Genomic DNA, 18,025 nt, shown 5'->3' on the forward strand with positions numbered 1-18,025 from the left:
GAAATAGTAGTATGGCAAAAGAAATCTCGAATTTCTAATGTTAGCCAAGGGGAATTGATCCAATGGCTAACGGAATGGCAACCAAAAATCTATCAATACTACTGATTAAAAGCACTGACGCGCCTAACGGCTTGTCTGCTGACTCAGGCAGGCAAAAGCAAGTTTTACCTGCCTGAGTCCAGCCTGATCTAACTACAAATACTTTTTAAATGATGCCATCATCACTGTAACAGCCGCCCCTAACAAAATTGCGGCTGGTAACAACAATAAGTTGGGATATACCGCAGAAGGCCACGACAAATAAACCATACATGGCACATAAAAAGCAGGTTTCACAAAACGTTTAGCGTGGTGATAAACAAAACTGGATTCATAGCCTGCTCCATATCTTCGCAGATCTCGTCGCCCTAATCCTTCAACCATAGCAACTAAAAGCACCAGAACAAACAGAGGAATAGACAAAACTAAGATGGTGACTCTAATCAGAAAAGTGACAGTAACAAAAATTGATGCAAGGAGATAAGATTTAAGTACTTCAAATATCTTTTGGCTCCAATCAGTTAGCTCCCTAACTACTACATTATTGCTTGTCGCTTGTTCCTGATAAACGCTTTGGAACCAAGTCATAATCCCACTATCTACAAATAGCCATGTATAAACAGACTCAATACCGTAACTAAGAGTCTGCGAAGGGGAAGACATAAATAAACTACGAGTGAATTCTGATGATAAATACCCGCCTTCAGTCAACATAACTTGTCGACTATGTTCAGCGCCTTGTTCTGACCAAAAAAAAGCGATCCCGATCCATTCAATAATGCAACTAAAGAGTAGTGATGCTAGTAACATGCCAATCAGATTCAGAGGGAAATGCCATAGCATTTTAGCAAATACACCAGGTTCCTTTACTGGACGGGAAGATTCTGAACTACTCCTTACCTGTTGATGTTGAGCCATTACCCTCTCCTGCATCTTCTTCTGATAACTGAATGGTTATTTCTTCCTGCATATCCATATCATTAGATATTTCACTTGCAGACCACCAAGAATCACCTGTGCGATAATTCTTACGCATATACTCTTCTATCTTTTTCAGGTTTTCCGGCATCAATACATCATCTTTACCATCAGGAAGAGGCATTCTAATTTTCCATAATTTTCCCCCTTCTAATAACGCAAATGCTTGCCCTTTCGGTAACTTGATAATATCGGCTGGAGTTAATACGGGTTTAGCTACCATGCTCACTCTATCTTGCGTATTAGATGTAAAATCGCTTCCTTGCCCTGGATTAGAAATATCAGTAATACCTGACACCAATGTCTTAGTGTATACATCAACTTCTGATAACTGCTCAGTAAGCAATTCAGCCGTTGCCTTTTCCCTGACTCTCAACATGATTAGCGTATTAAAGTTCCCAGTTACCTGAGCTGATTTTGCTGCATTCCCAAGGCGAGCTTCTATATCAGACCATGTTTGTGTATATGCTGTAACCTCAATACCAGCACCACCGCTTTTATTCAATAATGGGATAAACTCATCGCCCATTAATTCGTTGAATTCGTCACAATGTAAGCTAATAGGTAATTTTTTTATCTTATCGCCGTCGGGTAAACCGTCATGTACCCCAAATTTATATATATGCCCAGCATATGAGACAAGATCCGCAAACATTGAATTGCCTACTGCTGCCGCTACTTCAGCATCAGACAAAGCATCAAGCCCGATATAAACGATCCCTTGTTTTCTGATAACCTGTTGCCAATCAAACATTGGACGAGGATCATTCATATCATCATAATCTGGTGATAAAAGTGCAGCAATTTTTCCCGTTGTTAGCTTTTCTAACAACGGCAAAAGAGAAGCTACAATTTTATCAAAATAGGTGCGGTCATAGCGTATAGCACTGCGTAAACCATCCAGAATGGGATCATATAATTTTTTTCCCTCTTCTGAAGTTAAGGCCAATTCAATAGCCCAGATAGCTACACCATTTGGATCACTCTGCATGTGACGAGGAACATCATTTTCTGTTAATACATTCTTCGCATTTCCTATCTGTGCAAACAAAGCAGGCAATCTTTCTTCAATGATTTTTAATGAATAAGTTTGATAGAGTTCGCCAATGTTAGTAACGTAGCGCAAAATCAGTCCGTAATCAGGACGTTGCCCCAATGCAACCACTGCCCTGGCGACAATATTTACAAATCTCCATGCAAACGCACGAAATGCTGCACTATTACCTTCCCCTGATAACTGCCCTGCAACCCTACTTGCTACCTCTGAAACACGCCCAAAACGCCCTACAGCATTGTAACGAGCGCTTATATCAGGCCAGCCCAGATGAAAAATATAGAGTTCTTCACTACGCCCCGCTCTGTGCGCTTCAGCCCATACACGTTTTAAAAGATCTGCATCTCCTTTTGGATCGAATACAATAGTAATATTGCCGCGCCTAATATCTTGTGTAATCAACAACTCTGCTAATCTTGTTTTACCAACACGAGTCGTCCCCAATACCAAGGCATGACCTACACGTTCGCGTAAATCCATAGAAACATTAGTTTCATCTGGTTCTATACCGTGTAAAGCCGAATTACCACCAACTGGCGGTAGTGGGCGAACAGGGTTAAGTATGCTATCCGATTGTAATAAGCGGCAAATACGCGGATAACGGAATTCGAAACGTTGTTCAAATTTTCGTGCTAATTGGTAATGTTTCGGCGGTTGAATATAATGTTCAACTTCAGAGCGTTGTGTTTCCAATAGCCTCTGTGTATGTTTTTGTAGCCATAAAAAGCCCTTACCTAAAAACAACCTTTGATTACTAATTGGAATTTGGTTTGATGACATAATATATAGCGGTAATTTTCGTAAGTTACGCCTATAGCGTAAAACTCGCCACCCTTGATGGGCACGGATAGTAGCAAAACAGGCAAATGCTCCTGCTGCTACATAACTAACTGACGGAGCCAGTGCTACAGCCCAAGGAGCAACTATACAAACATAAGCGGCCCCCGCCGCTGTAATAGCTGAATTAAATTCGACGGCCGGACGTAATAGTGCCTCAATAACATAGCGATCACTCATCCCTTTTCTCCTTTAAAAATGAAATCCCCATACAGTAAATTTAACAACCGCTTTCCACTGATAATATAGATTGGATAATTAATGCTGTAATAAATACTTTTTCCTCCAGTTCTTCCTGTATGAATAAATAAGCCTTCACAGTTCATTTGTTGCAAAATTTCGCCGAACTCTTCAATGTGTTTAGGATTAATCGCCTGACTATATCTTTTAGCTTGAATAAGAAAGCACTTGCCTTTTATCCAAACTTTCCCATCTATTTCTCCATCTCCGCTATAGCATTTATTACGCTTAATTTTAAAACCCTGCTTCTTAAATGCCAGTAATAACAACTCTTCAAATACATAAGGATTAATTTGTCGTAAATACTTTAATCGACTTCCGTCATTTCTAAGACTTGGTAGCTTTTTAAAAACCTTCTCTGCTGTTTTATAATAGCTACGATGTCTGGTTGATTTTTTAGAAAAAAAATGTTCAGTAACATGGTTAATAACCAAAACAACACAAATAAATAAAATACCCAATAATAAGAAAAACAACGAGTTTTCAGCCACCGCCGCATGTAAAGGAGTAGGAGTCATTATGGAACCTGCTGAGTTAGCCCCGTTTCAGTGATCAATACAGGGTAATGTGTTAGTTGCAATCGAATGGCTAAATCACTACCGGATATAGGGGAAATTACGCCTTCTTTATAAAGGTGTTTTAACTTATAAAAAGAATCAGCGTCATCAACGTTGACTACCATTCCCACCGCATTTAACGCCTTTAATTTATCAGCATTCTGGCTCAACCAAGTTAAGGATAATTCATCATCACCAACCAGAAATAATGCTCCTATTCCTGGTAAGTTTAAAAGCTGATTTTGTACTATTCCAGGAACCATTTCAGGTGTTTTTATTGGCAAAACCATCTCAAAGGACAGCAATTCTGGAGCAGCTTTACCAAGAGGTGACTCGCTCCATTCATTTGGTTCGTTATTTATTGCATCAAAATAATAAGAAGTGCTTTCCCCCCCAAAATCAGCAACTATTTCTAACTCTGCTAAGGTTGCAAAACTGATTACGTACAGCGATAAGGCAGAAATTAATTTCAGTTTCATTGTGTTTTTACCTTTGGTTCGATCCACATCACTTCGGTCATTGCTTTAGAAACTCCTGCAACCGGAGCTAATGAAGCTAATTTTTTCTTTACCACAGATTTATACCTATCAGCAGGGGCGCCACCTTTAGGGTTGTGATAACAACCAGCCGCTGCTATCCAGCTTCCTGGGTTAAGTTCATAGCAAAAACGTAATATACGGGCTGCTACATGGAGGTTAATATAAGGATCAAATGCTTCCCATGTAGAAGAAAAATAATGACCATTCCAACCCAAATTGACTTGTGCAATTCCAATATCAATTCGTTTCATAGGGTATGTTTTAGAAAAGACTTGTAGTGCTTGCCATGCTGCTAAACGGGTTTCATAGCGATATCCCTTACCTGCTACGTTAATCGTCCATGGCCATGGCCTGATTCCTTGAGGTAATTTATACTGCGACTCAGCTAAAGCCAGTGAATACAACATTTCAGGCGGTACTCCTTCAGCCTGGGCTACTTGATGATAGCCCAGAGGTACTTCCTGCTGATTTGCCATGCAGCACGAGGATACAAACAACACCCCATAGAACCATAGGTGTTTCATAATATTCCCTCACTAAAATGCTGCAACTTGCCAGCCACCATTAAAATTTTGTTGCAAGACAATCGGCATTCGCATTTCACCGTATTTCAGCCAGCGCCCTTCATCATGGTTCAATGTGATTTCTTTTGTTTTCACTCGTTCAATAGGAATTTTTTTTGCGTTCGCCCATTCTCGAATGCGGCTATCGTCACCTCTGCTATCAACAACGTAGATATCAACAGGGCGCTTCTCTGCTAAAATCGCAGCTAACCGAGCATCACATTGTGTGCAATCATCTATCCGGACAAATAACGCTAATCTCCCTTGTGTATCATTCGCAATACCCGCAGGGTTTCCTAAATTAACAGGAAGAGTGTTAGGGTATAAACGCTTCCAAGCAGCATCCACCTCATGTTGAAAGCGCAGTTCCTTTTCAACACGCAAATATTCTTGCTGGACCCACAATTCAGCTAAACGCTTACGTTCTACATCGCTTTGGGTTTCAATGCCTAAAACAGTTATCGGATCTAACCCTGGTGATTGAATTCCTCTACGGCCCTTCATTATTTCCTGATAACGAGTGTAATCTTCTATGCTGAGTCCCCAATCTTTTCCGACGTTCTGTAATTTTGATTGACCCAGCACACCTTTCTGGACGTTCTCCGTAAGCGTTGATACAGGATCATTTTTCTCTGCCACTGCATAAGGAACAACCCCTAATAGAAAAACCGTTAGTGCAATATTTTTCATTTTCATGTGGTTACCTTATTTAACAGATAGTGTTAGTGAGCGCCCTTTCGAAGTAAACTTCGCGCTTCCACCAGACATATGAGTCAATTTCCAGCCTTGAACTTCTTCACCAACATCAATTAACTGAAGTTGTGACAGGGACGTGACATTATTAGGAACAACAACAGCAAATGCTTTTCCACCTCTGTACTCAATACCGGAAAAGGTAAATGGCACCTGTAACTGAGGTGACTGAGATAATTGGCGGGGTTTATCATTGGTATTTTTATAAACTGGTCTTAGTGTTTTTTTGGTTTCTGAAATACCAGATAATTTCGCCTTCAAAACCTCTAATTGTTTTTCATGTTGTTTCTGGCTACTCTCCAATAAAGACAGAAAATTTTCCAGCCCCTGAAAACGAGCCTCCCAATTTTTAGATTGAGAATTAACCTTTTCTATTTTTTCGCTTAAAAATGAGAGTGTTTCGCCTTGTTTATTAATACCTTGCTCCAAAATTGAAAGTTGATTCCCCCACTGTTTCTTAAACTGAGAAAACTCATCTTCATTGATCAATTGCTGCTGATTCGTCTCTAAAGATTTAAGGCGAACATCAACTTCAGACATTTTTCCATTCATATTTGAGTCTTTTTTAACAAACATCAACACAATAAAAGCAACGAATAAAACCAACACCAAACATAAAATGGCTTTCTTTATTGGAATACTCATTTTTCTAACCACCTTCCTTTATTTTCTTTATTTTCAAGAGTTGGTTTCATCTCAGTTAAAGGAATAGAAACAGATTTAGGTTTTACAGGTAATTTTTTCGATTGAAATTTATTGTTCTCATTAGATGGGGAAATATCGGTTGCTTTATACCATTGGTATTCGGGTCTTAAATTGTGGCATACAACACGCTGAACATCATCCACTTCTAATTTCCAAGCAGATCCAGCCAACAGTTGCAATGCTACATTTAATTGCACTGGCCCCAATTGGTAATGGGGAGCTGGCAGAGGTTGTTGATAAAGAGTGTTAACTTGCCCACTTACACTACACAAACGATACCCTGATTGCCGTAGCGCATAACGCATCGCCTCACCAACAGTCGGTTTTAGTGAGTTTGGCATTTTCAATTGAATCACTTGTTTTAGTGGGTAACGTTGTGCTATTTCTGGGGAGGTATCAACTAACAAGTAGCGATCATAGCGAACTACTTCAACTACTTCGGGAGAGGATTGGTAAATATCAGGAAATTCAGAGGATACGTTATCTAAGGAAGTAGCCGGAGGTGCCACGGCCACGGTAGCAGTTTGTTGCTTTACACAAGCCGTCAGAGTAAACGGAATTAATAACATTAGGTATAGTTTTTTCATGATCCTTTATCCTGTTCCTATATAAAATATGCCTAACTTTGCTTAGGAATGGGATTAAATTCAACAAACAACTCTATCTGAAAAAAATAAAAAAAATCACACAAAAAAAATTAATTTCAAATTGTTCGCCAGAACCTTCCAATAAAATATTTAGCTCATACTCCATTTTTGCTAGCATCATTGTTAATCTATTTCTTTGTGAATATTGCTACCATAACAGGACATGATAGAAATATTTGGTACTGATTGCTCACTTTTAAAGTTTTGCCATGTGTCCAGATCCTCGTTTTTGTCCGTTCTAACCAGTACAACGGAAGCTGTTTTTTGTTGTAACATCATTGCTTAATTTATTTTTAATAGGGTCATAGTTCATGAGCAAAGTACCAGGATATTTTTATGGATATCGAAGATTTGCCGTAGACAGAGACTGGTTGCGTGAGCAGGAAGAACTGCGTTATCAGAAACGTCAGCAACGGTTTGAAGCATGGTCAAAAAAATGGATCACTATCACCCGACTTAAACAAGATCGTTTGTGGACTGACGGCGCGATTAAGCGTTGGCTGGGTCAGCCTCAAAAACAGGGTAAATACAAGGTGTTCTCGGTTGAGGCGGTGATAGCAGCAGAGAAATTAAAAGAATTTCAGGAATGGCGACAGCCTCGGATTGAAAAGATGATCGCCCGTTTCAACCACTACATGATCCCGTTTATGTAAGATTCGGCGCACCTCAATACTACTGGGGACATCGTTGTCAATCCGCCGATCCCCCCTTCACCCTTCACCTTGCTAAGCCGTCTTTTAGCAGGCTGTCTTCTATTTTTTTACTATTCTGTTTTGTCACCTCTATAAACAAAATAAAGAAATTTTTGCAAAATATCACAAAGCTTACTATGGTCATCAAAATGTGTTTGTGTTTGTGAGCATAGTTTAAACGCAATTTTATTCCATAGAGTAAATATTCCTGTAGCTATGAGATAATGCTCTTCGGCAGATTTTTTATTAGCTTTAGCTTTGGCTTTTGTAAATTGTTCCTTTAACAATTGCTCAGTGATTATTGTAAAATTAGTATATACCAATCTAACTTGAAGATGCAGGTTTTAAAGTCTGAAAATTATCAGTCAGTCGAGTCGTGAGCTCTTTCGCTTTTTCTGGCAAAGTGACATGAAAAAAGTGACGAAGGGTTTCACGGAAGGTCTTCGCATCCGGAAAATAGATATTGTTACGCACTTGCTCATTCATATACTTCCACAATCGCTCTATCGGATTGAGGTTTGGGCTGTAAGGCGGGAGATAATGCAATTCAATATTCAGGACATATGCAATATCTTTCACCAACTCGGCTCGGTGGTAACCCGCTCCATCCAGAATGAGGTGGATTTTTTGCGACAGCGGGTAAGTTTCTCGGAGCGCACCGAAGAAATAGGCGATATTTTCAGCATTAATGCTTGGATATTCACGGATCACGGTGTCTTCAATCCGTTGTAAATTCAGCGCACCCAGAATATTGAGACGGGTACGACTGCCGGTGGTTTCAACCTCTTTTACCTGATTTTTCCCTGCTTTCATCCAGCCATAACTGAGCTTTGTGGACTGTGAAGGATGCACCGCATCAATAAATAGGATCGGCTCATTCTGAGCCGCCCTGTCTTTCAGCATCTTGTAGTCATCAATAAATTGTTGCTGTTTATCCGCATCGAATTTATGAGGCACTCCCTTTGGCTTTTTATAGCTGAAACCCTGGCGGTGAAGCCATTTCGTCATCCCCCCCACGCTGAAAGACACCTGCCAACGTGCTTGGACATAGGCCACAATTTGGGTCGTGGTATGCATCAAATTGGCGGTCAAATATTCAATCAGGTCAGCGGCTTGTTCGGCAGAGAGATGGCTTTCAGAGCCCCCATTTTCCGGCGTCAGCTTTTCCTGAGCGATGAAGTCTTTTAGGTGACGGCTGACCGTACTTTCATGAATACGCAAGGCCTGGGCTATCATCTGAGCTGTCCAGCCTTCGGAGGCCAAAAGCACGGCCTTGATGCGATCACAGACTCGACTGTCACGCGTGGTATCATGCATCAATTCGAGGGCACGTTTTTGTTCTGGTGTCAGATGAATTTTCATGGTTGCAAGCATGATCTGATTTGGATAAGAAATCAAGCATCTTCAATGGCGATTGGTATAATCAGATTCTTTCATATTCATTCACCTATTCAATATCTTTTAAACAAAAGGAGAACATCTTCCGATAATTGATAATTTGATTTGGTATTTAAACGGCTTTTTCTCTCATGATATATAGTTCCATCCGGCGTTATATGCTTAGTCATTAAAATACCAACTTTACTTAAACGACTACATAAACTTGACAAGTTTTCCTTTGTAACTTTAGTTGCATTGGCTAATTCATCAATGCTAACCAAGTTCACACCACCATCATCATCACATTTATCAAGCATATAAAAAAGTACCGCTATAGCAGTTCCCTTTCTGCCCGTGTGGGAAAAAATTTCACCAATCTCTGAAAAACTAAATCTCATGCAAACTTACCTAATTTCTTCTCATACCATTTGACAACGTTAAAACGTTCCATTTCCTCAATTGCAGCACATAACCACCCTGTAACCGCAACATGAGAAGCAAGACGCTGAGGCAGCAGCATAAGTAAGTCTGCTAGCTGTGTTGATTTATTCATTGTTAAAAATAGAGTTGCGAAACCTGCCCATTCTTCATCGTTTGAAGGCATCCATTCGGACTCAAGTAACATTGACAATGCTGCTTTAGCCGCCCATAATGGAGTTTCGACTTTTCCTATATTCCATGATGTTAGAGTTGTACCCAATACTGATTTATCACGTCTGATAAAACCATTTGTAACAGCAACTTCAGTTAATCGCATAGCTCCCTGGGCAGCAGATAAGTCCGTCCCCATAATCCAAATTTTAACAACCTTAGCCCGAAACGATCTGGACATTGTAATTAGTGGAGTTTGAGTTTGATTTATCATAATTCAACCTTGTTTTTTAACTGTCGACTAGTCTTCTTACCCAGGTTCTGACTGGTAGGCACATTTACGTTCCTGCCAGTCATATGAACTTAGTTAATCAGCAACCAATATTGCAATTGATAAAACTTAATAAATGACTCCCCGCTGCACGTTGCGACTTTAGATCAGCTCTGATTGTTCCACGCTCAGGGTCAACACAAATACCTTTCCAATTTTCAATACGAAAGAATGCATCACGTTTAGTCTCATTCATTATACATGCGACCTCATTGATTTTAACAATAACATCTTCAATACACTTCTCCTCCTTCAACAGCTCACATACAGCAAAGGAAAACGCATTAACTAATACACCATGAAATGTTATGTGTCCTTTTCGGTAATCTAAGCTGTGAATTTTACTATGTCCTTCAGTCAAACCAGTCAGGTAGGCCCAAGAACTCCATATTGCAACAGCTTGAGTTTTAGTAGTTTCTGATAAAATGTCTTCAGTAAGTGCACCAAATATACGTTTAGTAGCATCATATAATGCTTTGAAGCTAACTAGCATATTGCTTTTGCTAGGAATAACGTTATGTTCATAATCAACCCACTCAGAAACAGTTTTAATTTCTTTTATCCAATATCGGGTTAAATGGCTGCAATCCTCACGATTATTATACGCAAGATTAATTGCAGCTGAAGGTTTTGACGCATTACTATTAATATCTGAAAAAAATTGTTGTCGTGTTTCAAGATCTAAATTTTCAGTAAGTGTTATTGAAATATAATCATTAACATCTCTCTGTTTGCAAAACTCAATAATTCCATACGCCCTATGTTGCCCATCAAATAGAGTAATATCGGCATCCATTGGAATTTTTAAAATCCCAATACGTGTATCACTTCCCACTTCGTCAAATTCAATATCACTATCAATATTACCAACAAGAGGAGGAATAATATAAGAGATTTTATTATCAAAAGATTCAATCAAATACTGAGATATTTTTTTAGCTCGATTTTTATTTAATTCTCTTTGAGAACGTGACATTACGTGCTGACTATTATCAAAAGCAAGCAAACGTTTTAGTTGCCTCATAGGAATAACTAATGAATATTGTATTTCACCAGCCTGAAATGAACGAATGGCAGGAATATTCCAAGTATATTTTTTATTTTCCAACATAATATGTTTCTCCTGTGAGAAGTGCTGACGCGAAATATGTTGCAGTGGCCTTCCACTGCAACAAGACGTTATCAAAATTACTTAATTTTTTTATGACCACTCATTATATACTACTTTGAAATCTATACAGTTTGGCGTTAATTGCAAAATCTGCTGAACACTAACAACATTATGGCAGAAATAGTTTGCACTCATAATATCCTCAATGGCCCTAAAAAGATCACAGTGACCAACCGCCCTAAACAGATCCATAGGATTAGCGCTATAACTACCTACAGGAACCCATAAGTCGCTATTAGCTCCACTTAACACAGAATGATTACAGAAATGGATTGAAGGTATCTCATTTTGTACAGCCAAATTAACTATAATAGATTTACGGGACATAATTTACTCCTATGAGAATGGCTTTTGCCAGGTGATCAAAAACGGCCTTCCGTTCTTGATTGTTTAAGTATACAACAACATGAATTAACAAATCAATATTGATTATATAAAACAATAATAAAAAATGCATAAAAATTTCCCCCGAATTAACAGGGGAAATTATTATTCTATCGTGAGTCCGCAAGTAACAATAGCGCACCCACAGTCCACTGAGCAGCTTAGCGAACCGCTCAAAATGGAATATCATCATCGAAATCCATTGGCGGCTCATTGTTCTGTGGCATAGGTGATTGAGCCGAACGAGATGGAACACTACCACTGAATTGCTGAGAAACTTGTGGCTGCCCCCAACTCTCCTGTGCCCCACTACGATTGCCCAACATCTGCATCTTACCACCATTACTTACCACAATTTCGGTAGTGTAACGATCTTGACCGCTTTGATCTTGCCATTTTCGTGTTTGCAAAGACCCTTCTATATAAACTTGTGAACCTTTTCTGAGATACTCACCTGCAACTTCAGCCAGCTTTCCAAAGATCACCACACGGTGCCATTCCGTTTTCTCTCTCATTTCACCAGATTGTTTATCTCGCCAACTTTCAGATGTCGCCAGAGTAATGTTTGCCACTGCTCCGTTATTATTTGGCATATAACGGATTTCTGGATTTGCCCCCAGATTTCCTACCAAAATAACTTTGTTAACGCCTCTTGAAGCCATCATATTTCTCCTCAGAAGTATTCGCGTTGCGTCCAATTGCCTTGTTTTAGAGCCTTAGATGCAATCTTATCCGATTTGAAATATTCGACGGACTCACGAGATACAGGCCCTTCTTCATTCACCGTTCCAATATAATAACCAACACGGCTATATAGAACCTGTAACGGTAAACTTTGCCCTGCAAGTTTTGCAGCAAGTACACCAGTCTTCATCATAGTATGTTCCTTTATTGATAAGGCAGAAACATACTTCCCTGAAAAAAATATGTTTCTCCCAGGGAAGTAAAATTATGTGATTTAGAATGAGTCTTCCGCGTACTGTTTTGCAGGAGCCTTTTCTTCACTAGGTGGTGCTAATTGAGATTTTTCGGCTTTATATACCATCTCTTTTCCAACTTTGATCCAGTCAATATTAATTAACCGAGCGCGCAGGCTAACACGCTGTTCTCCGGCATGTTCCCCACTATTGAGTGTAAAAATCTCAGTAGAAGGATTACTTAAGACGAATCCAATCAACACTTTTTGATCTTCATCCACGGCTTTCTGACAGCGGTTTATAAGCTTAATAGCGCTCTCTCCAGCAACAGTAGTATCAAAACGAACATATGCCGGACTATCAGTAGGACCACTTAAAGCGTTAATCACAACCGACAAGAAGCGTCCATTGGATCCGTTTATATGGCGAATATTGCTTAAATACCCGATGCCATTGATATGAAGATTGAAGTATCTGTTTTCATTTTTGCTATTCATCATGATGTTTCTCCTAGGAAATAAGGTAGAAAAATGAGAAACATCACCCCCAATGGGATAATTGTTTCCCATTGGGAAGTCAGCCATCAGACTGACTTAATATCGCGATATGATATATGTGAGAAGTTTCTTAATCGCTTTAGCGATCCCCGTTTTCAAAGAATAAACGGGTTTACCCAGAGTATTTACTGTCTGCCTTTTCAGGTATAGCAGATGGCGCAGTCACCCGAAGGCACTTCTTTCAGACTACTGAAGCATTGGTAGGTTGCTAAGCAACATAAAATCTTCTATATAATTAAACCAATACAAAACAAAGTCAAGAGATTAATATTACTCTTTAACAGATTATATTATTAAAGCGAGAGCATGATTAACACTTCATGCTCTAGTTTAAAACTAAACATAGGAATAATACCAAAATGCTATTATTTTACCCATTTACCATTATATTCGGCAGCATAATATGTTCTACCGCCTTTTGGCAGATCAGCCGTGAGTTGGCATTCCAAAATTATTCCTGTAAAATTCCATTTTCTATCAAACTTTACAAATGAATTAGAAAAAACTCTTTCTGAATGAACAACCCACATACTAAGATACTTCCCAGGGAGCTGATCATAGACAGTGGTGTAAGCACCCCCGCAATTGTATTCTGTTCCCCACGCCAGTGCCGTTCCAATCCCTCCAAATAATGTTACGACTAATGTTCCAACTGTTAATAATTTTCTGAACATACCCCCCCCCCTCTTATAATAATAATATTTATACCAAATTCATTACATTTAAGTTTTCCAGTACATTTAAAATCATTGCCAAATAATGAAACTATCAATGAGGTTTATTTACCCACTCACCTTTGTACTCGGCAGCGTAATATTTTGGCCCCCAATCTTTATTATCATAGCCACGATCGAGGTAACATTCCCAAATTTCTCCTGTGAAATACCATTTTCTATCAAATTTCACAAATGAACTCGAAAAAATCCTTTCTGGATGAACAACCCACATCTGAAGACCTTTCCCCGGAGCCTGATCCCTAACACGATTCTCCCCTGGACAAAAATATTGTGATCCCCATGCAGATGCAGTTCCAATTCCTCCGATTAATGTTACTGCTACTATCCCAACTGTTAATAATTTCCTGAACACAGGCATTCTCCTATAATAACTTTAACTTTTAAATGAATCTTAAATTTAAATTAAAATCATATAGTGCTACAATTTTAAAATTTATAAACCCTCTATATATTTAATTATAATTTAAAAATGTTCCATCTATTATTATTCATGATAAATAACCACACCTGACATTATTTACACAAATAAAATAATTGTTTTAATTTTCAATCTAACAATATAATTCATCGTAACGACATAGGATAAAAATAATTTCTTGACATTCCATATACCATATTTATTGTTTATTGTTTATTGTTTATAAGAATTTAATATATGCGATAATATACACAAACATCTTAAAATTAATTTACTACAGATATAGCTGCTGAATGTCGGGTTACATCATAAAAATTAGAGGCGTTACCTTTGGTAACGCCTCTAGCAGTTGTACCAATTCTGCGAGGTCAGAATGAAACTCCGAGGCCATTCAACAAACCCGGCGTGTTTTTCACGGAGTTGGATACGCCTTGAAAATCTACTGTGTCGAAGCAGTAATTTTCTGAACTGTTAGGGTTAAGACGCTTTTCAGCGTTTCCCCTCCGCAGCTACGGGGTACTATTTCCTAACTGGAAAACATTACCAATAACGTAGGTAACTGTAAACCTAAGTTACGAAAAAAGTGTTTTCAATGTATTACTTTTTTTCTTCTTACCAGGTTGGAGTTTAGCACCTTTCGCCTTATTCAGTGTATCCAAAACAACAATACCATTACATTCAGGGTAACGCTGGCAGCTCCAAAAACGCCCTTTTTTGCCTTCACGTAATACCATTTTCCCCTGGCATTTTGGGCAAGAGGGCATAGTAGGTAGGTTCAGCTTTAATGGTATATTTTGCGCCTTCTCCAACAAATGGCGAACCCAAGCTTCTTGCTTTTGCATGAACGAAGCCAAGGACATTTTACCCTCAGCAACTTCTTCCAGAGCCTGTTCCCATAATGCTGTCATGCCTGGGTCAGTTACCACAAATGGTAGTGCATCAATAAGCTGAGAACCAATATCCGTAGCTAACAGAAACTTCTTCTGACGAGACAAAAAGTTTCTTTCCTCCAATTTAGCAATAATTCCAGCTCGTGTAGCCTCCGTTCCTAACCCTGCATTATCTTTTAAGACTTTCTTTAAAGCTGGATCAGTGATAAATGCAGAAGCATTTTTCATGGCAGCAATTAATGTACCATCAGTGTAGTGTTGGGGAGGTTTAGTTTCCAATTGCTTAAGCTCCCCGCTTTTAACTTCGCACATTTCACCTTGAGATAAAGCGGGGAGCTTTTCTGTGGGTTCTGTATCATCTTCATTCTCTTCTTCTGAGTTTGAGAATAACAGTTTCCACCCTTTAATAACTTCAACGTTGCCTTTAGAAATAAACAACTGGCCCCCTATGTCAAAAAAAAGAGTCGTTACATCAATTTCTTGTGCAGGTAAAAATTGAGCCAAATAGTGAGTACGAATCAATTCATACAACTTTCTTTCTACTGCATTCATATCTGACAACACTGGAGGATGTTTAGTTGGGATAATCCCGTGGTGCGCCGTTATTTTCTTATCATTCCAAACACGTGAAACTAATTTGATATCCAGTTTATTTAATAATGGAGATATCGAGGGATCACTTACTGCTAGTGCCTTTAAGACTTCAGGAATTTCCGATTGCATGGAGGTAGGCAAATAGCCACAATCAGTTCTTGGATAAGTGGTAGCTTTGTGTTTTTCATATAAGTTCTGAGCTATTTCTAGTACCTGGTTAGCACTGAACCCCCAACGTTTTGATGCAACTTGCTGTAACGTCCCTAAATCAAAAGTAAGAGGTGGTGAATGTTTTGCACGCTGTTGTTGAGCCTCACATACTCGCGCCTGCTTATTTTGATTACATAACTGAGTTACAGCTTTCGCTATTGGTAATTGATTACAACGTTTTTCATCATCACAGTATTGCTCAGCCGCTACCCACCTAGCCGTAAAGAGTATCCCTTGGTGTTGTAATAACGCATTCACTTGCCAGTATGGTTTAGGTGTAAATTGGGCTATCTCACGATCTCTTTTTACTAGCAACGCTAATGTAGGTGTCTGAACCCGCCCAATTGAGAACAAGCCCCCATACCCGTGTTCTCGTGCCGATACCGTAAAAAAACGAGTCATATTCATACCAATCAACCAATCTGCGCGAGAGCGTCCTAGTCCCGCCTGATAAAGCGGTTCTGTTTTTTCACCTGGCAGCATTGAGCGGAGCGCTTGCCTAATACTTGCATCATCCAATGCAGATAACCAAAGCCGTTGAATGGGGCCTGTATAGCGGCACATATCCAATATTTCTCTCGCAATGACTTCCCCTTCTCTATCAGCATCAGTGGCAATGACTACTTCAGAAGCATGTTTCAGTAACTGTGAAATAGTTTTAAACATTGATGATACGTCTTTTTTTACAACCATTTTCCATTGGGATGGAATGATAGGTAAGACTTCTTTACGCCAAGGCATACCAAATCGTTCATCATAAGCATCAGGGGAAGCATTTTCTAATAAATGCCCTCTGGCCCATGTAACAACCAGATCTTTCCCTTCATAAAAACCATCTTTTTTGGTACTGGCCCCTAAAACCTTTGCAATATCTTTACCTTGAGATGGTTTTTCACATAAAAAAAGACGCATAGTCATTCCTTGTTGTGATTAAAATTATTGAACTTTACCTACTGACACGTCATTAATTTGTTTAAATAAACGTTTTAGATAGTTATCAGTTAGATGTGCCGGGTTAGCTGAACTATAAGTAATAAACATCAGCGTACCTTTACCTTTTTTCTGCAATTTAATATTCAAATGATCGTTATCGTTCCAATTTTTTCCCATACTATAATAACTGCCTGGGCTTGCTCCCCATGTGTATCCGGCAGCTTTTATAGCACTTACTGTCCATTCATCTTGTTTATTACCACTATTCTTCAATGAATCTATTTCGTCTTTAGATACAAACTTATAGAAACGTCTGACTCTTGCTGCTGCTGTATCTACATCAACCGAAACAGTTACTTCCTGCTGGCGACTATTGCGCTTTTTTCCTACATCAGCATTTAGTCTAGGCATTCCATCATCAGCGTCAGAAACCGGACCTTTTGTTATAGATAACCCAAAATCACTAATTTTTTTATTAATTTCAGAAAGTTCTGTTCCAACACAACCCGAAAGCAGCACAAAAAAGAAAGGAACAGTAAATTTATAAAAAGACATAAGTACTCCTCATATAGTTAACAACTGTTAAGTGCTACTACTTTAAGGAAGCTAATGGCGGAGAAAAAGACGAACGCTTCTTTCCAGTTAAAATATCGTGATCCAAATCACCCATTAGTTTTACGGCAGCTTGATACTCTTCACTTTCTTTAACCAAATTTGCTCGTGAAATGGGCAGCCTACGGTAAAGATTCACGATCCCAAAGGCCCTACGAACTTGATGACCAGCAATAGCAAGTACATCGGTCTTTTTTTTTCTGGAAATTAATCCATAGTGATATGCTTGATATGTACGCATAGCTAATTGGTCAACTCCCACCAATAACCAAACACATTTATAACCCAAAGGGGTTCGACTAAAGACTCCCAGATCTAGCGGTTCAGAAGATGCAACTTCAGATATATGTATTTGTGCAGGAATTTGCGTTAACCACTTCCCAGCTTTATCTAACTCAGATTGCAACAACTCAATACTTTCATCCAATGATTCTTCTATACGATACAAAAACATATCAGCAAATGGATTATTCTCCAGTGCGTCATAATGAATTCGCGTTACTCTTCCGATGAAAACGGGCATACTAATGATGTCCCACCTTTCTTTCTTATTAACATCATTTCTATGCCGACCTTCCCATATTTTCATAGCAAAATGTGTATGAAGTTCAAATGAAAATTCAGATCTCAATGCTCCCGCTGTTTTCTTTTCAGCACTTACATCTTTAGCAGTCATAAAAAATCACTCCATTATTG

The 18,025-nt window shown here is 38.9% G+C and carries 23 protein-coding genes; 1 reads left to right on the forward strand and 22 read right to left on the reverse strand.

What is annotated here, in order from left to right:
* Positions 1-192: 192 nt before the first annotated feature.
* Genes WDV75_RS04885 through WDV75_RS04920 form a run of 8 tightly spaced genes read right to left on the reverse strand, consistent with a single transcriptional unit; the run spans position 193 to position 6,852 of the window.
* Entirely contained in the window at positions 193-957 is a 765-nt protein-coding gene (locus WDV75_RS04885; RefSeq protein ID WP_273571974.1) for a TIGR03747 family integrating conjugative element membrane protein, read from the reverse strand.
* The gene (gene traD, locus WDV75_RS04890) at positions 929-3,088 is read right to left on the reverse strand and encodes a type IV conjugative transfer system coupling protein TraD (protein WP_273571975.1); all 2,160 of its coding nucleotides are present in this window, start codon (positions 3,086-3,088) and stop codon (positions 929-931) included. Before traD ends, WDV75_RS04885 begins: the two co-directional genes overlap by 29 nt.
* Positions 3,085-3,666: a restriction endonuclease gene (locus WDV75_RS04895; RefSeq protein WP_273571977.1), complete on the reverse strand. Its 582-nt coding sequence runs from the start codon at positions 3,664-3,666 to the stop codon at positions 3,085-3,087. Before WDV75_RS04895 ends, traD begins: the two co-directional genes overlap by 4 nt.
* Positions 3,666-4,184 (reverse strand): integrating conjugative element protein, encoded by a 519-nt coding sequence (locus WDV75_RS04900; protein ID WP_273571979.1) that lies wholly within the window; start codon positions 4,182-4,184, stop codon positions 3,666-3,668. Before WDV75_RS04900 ends, WDV75_RS04895 begins: the two co-directional genes overlap by 1 nt.
* Positions 4,181-4,768: a transglycosylase SLT domain-containing protein gene (locus WDV75_RS04905; RefSeq protein WP_273571981.1), complete on the reverse strand. Its 588-nt coding sequence runs from the start codon at positions 4,766-4,768 to the stop codon at positions 4,181-4,183. The genes WDV75_RS04900 and WDV75_RS04905 overlap by 4 nt, the downstream gene beginning before the upstream one ends.
* A gap of 12 nt (positions 4,769-4,780) precedes the next feature.
* Positions 4,781-5,503: a TIGR03759 family integrating conjugative element protein gene (locus WDV75_RS04910; protein ID WP_273571982.1), complete on the reverse strand. Its 723-nt coding sequence runs from the start codon at positions 5,501-5,503 to the stop codon at positions 4,781-4,783.
* Between the two features lie 9 nt (positions 5,504-5,512).
* Complete coding sequence (locus WDV75_RS04915; protein WP_273571983.1) at positions 5,513-6,205, reverse strand: hypothetical protein; 693 nt, start codon at positions 6,203-6,205, stop codon at positions 5,513-5,515.
* Entirely contained in the window at positions 6,202-6,852 is a 651-nt protein-coding gene (locus tag WDV75_RS04920) for a PilL N-terminal domain-containing protein (RefSeq protein WP_273571985.1), read from the reverse strand. Before WDV75_RS04920 ends, WDV75_RS04915 begins: the two co-directional genes overlap by 4 nt.
* Before the next feature lie 371 nt (positions 6,853-7,223).
* On the opposite strand from WDV75_RS04920, the gene WDV75_RS04925 reads away from it, so the two are divergent.
* Positions 7,224-7,565, forward strand: a complete 342-nt coding sequence (locus WDV75_RS04925) for a hypothetical protein (RefSeq protein ID WP_273571986.1) — start codon at positions 7,224-7,226, stop codon at positions 7,563-7,565.
* Positions 7,566-7,675: 110 nt separating this feature from the next.
* Here WDV75_RS04925 and WDV75_RS04930 read toward each other — a convergent pair whose 3' ends face one another.
* The 14 genes from WDV75_RS04930 to WDV75_RS04995 form a co-directional block, all read right to left on the reverse strand.
* A complete protein-coding gene (locus WDV75_RS04930; protein ID WP_338860769.1) occupies positions 7,676-7,891 on the reverse strand; it encodes a hypothetical protein in 216 nt (71 codons plus the stop codon).
* A gap of 37 nt (positions 7,892-7,928) precedes the next feature.
* The gene (locus tag WDV75_RS04935; protein ID WP_338860671.1) at positions 7,929-8,966 is read right to left on the reverse strand and encodes an IS630 family transposase; all 1,038 of its coding nucleotides are present in this window, start codon (positions 8,964-8,966) and stop codon (positions 7,929-7,931) included.
* An 89-nt stretch (positions 8,967-9,055) separates the two neighbouring features.
* Positions 9,056-9,382, reverse strand: a complete 327-nt coding sequence (locus tag WDV75_RS04940; RefSeq protein WP_273571792.1) for a hypothetical protein — start codon at positions 9,380-9,382, stop codon at positions 9,056-9,058.
* Positions 9,379-9,849: a hypothetical protein gene (locus tag WDV75_RS04945; RefSeq protein WP_273571791.1), complete on the reverse strand. Its 471-nt coding sequence runs from the start codon at positions 9,847-9,849 to the stop codon at positions 9,379-9,381. Before WDV75_RS04945 ends, WDV75_RS04940 begins: the two co-directional genes overlap by 4 nt.
* Before the next feature lie 97 nt (positions 9,850-9,946).
* The gene (locus tag WDV75_RS04950) at positions 9,947-11,017 is read right to left on the reverse strand and encodes a DGQHR domain-containing protein (RefSeq protein ID WP_273571790.1); all 1,071 of its coding nucleotides are present in this window, start codon (positions 11,015-11,017) and stop codon (positions 9,947-9,949) included.
* 90 nt (positions 11,018-11,107) lie between these two features.
* Positions 11,108-11,404: a hypothetical protein gene (locus tag WDV75_RS04955; protein ID WP_273571789.1), complete on the reverse strand. Its 297-nt coding sequence runs from the start codon at positions 11,402-11,404 to the stop codon at positions 11,108-11,110.
* 230 nt (positions 11,405-11,634) lie between these two features.
* A complete protein-coding gene (locus tag WDV75_RS04960; RefSeq protein ID WP_273571796.1) occupies positions 11,635-12,123 on the reverse strand; it encodes a single-stranded DNA-binding protein in 489 nt (162 codons plus the stop codon).
* A gap of 11 nt (positions 12,124-12,134) precedes the next feature.
* The gene (locus tag WDV75_RS04965; RefSeq protein WP_273571795.1) at positions 12,135-12,335 is read right to left on the reverse strand and encodes a hypothetical protein; all 201 of its coding nucleotides are present in this window, start codon (positions 12,333-12,335) and stop codon (positions 12,135-12,137) included.
* Between the two features lie 84 nt (positions 12,336-12,419).
* Positions 12,420-12,875 (reverse strand): STY4534 family ICE replication protein, encoded by a 456-nt coding sequence (locus WDV75_RS04970; RefSeq protein WP_273571794.1) that lies wholly within the window; start codon positions 12,873-12,875, stop codon positions 12,420-12,422.
* Between the two features lie 425 nt (positions 12,876-13,300).
* A complete protein-coding gene (locus tag WDV75_RS04975; RefSeq protein WP_273571788.1) occupies positions 13,301-13,609 on the reverse strand; it encodes a hypothetical protein in 309 nt (102 codons plus the stop codon).
* A 94-nt stretch (positions 13,610-13,703) separates the two neighbouring features.
* On the reverse strand, positions 13,704-14,024 hold the full coding sequence (locus WDV75_RS04980) for a hypothetical protein (RefSeq protein ID WP_273571787.1): 321 nt from the start codon (positions 14,022-14,024) through the stop codon (positions 13,704-13,706).
* Positions 14,025-14,662: 638 nt separating this feature from the next.
* Positions 14,663-16,696, reverse strand: coding sequence for a DNA topoisomerase III (locus WDV75_RS04985; RefSeq protein WP_273571786.1), 2,034 nt, complete (start codon positions 16,694-16,696; stop codon positions 14,663-14,665).
* Positions 16,697-16,720: 24 nt separating this feature from the next.
* Complete coding sequence (locus WDV75_RS04990; protein ID WP_273571785.1) at positions 16,721-17,272, reverse strand: hypothetical protein; 552 nt, start codon at positions 17,270-17,272, stop codon at positions 16,721-16,723.
* 37 nt (positions 17,273-17,309) lie between these two features.
* Complete coding sequence (locus tag WDV75_RS04995) at positions 17,310-18,005, reverse strand: PFL_4669 family integrating conjugative element protein (protein WP_273571784.1); 696 nt, start codon at positions 18,003-18,005, stop codon at positions 17,310-17,312.
* Between the last annotated feature and the right edge of the window lie 20 nt (positions 18,006-18,025).

The organism is Xenorhabdus griffiniae (genome assembly GCF_037265215.1).
In the GTDB taxonomy this organism is placed as follows: domain Bacteria; phylum Pseudomonadota; class Gammaproteobacteria; order Enterobacterales; family Enterobacteriaceae; genus Xenorhabdus; species Xenorhabdus griffiniae.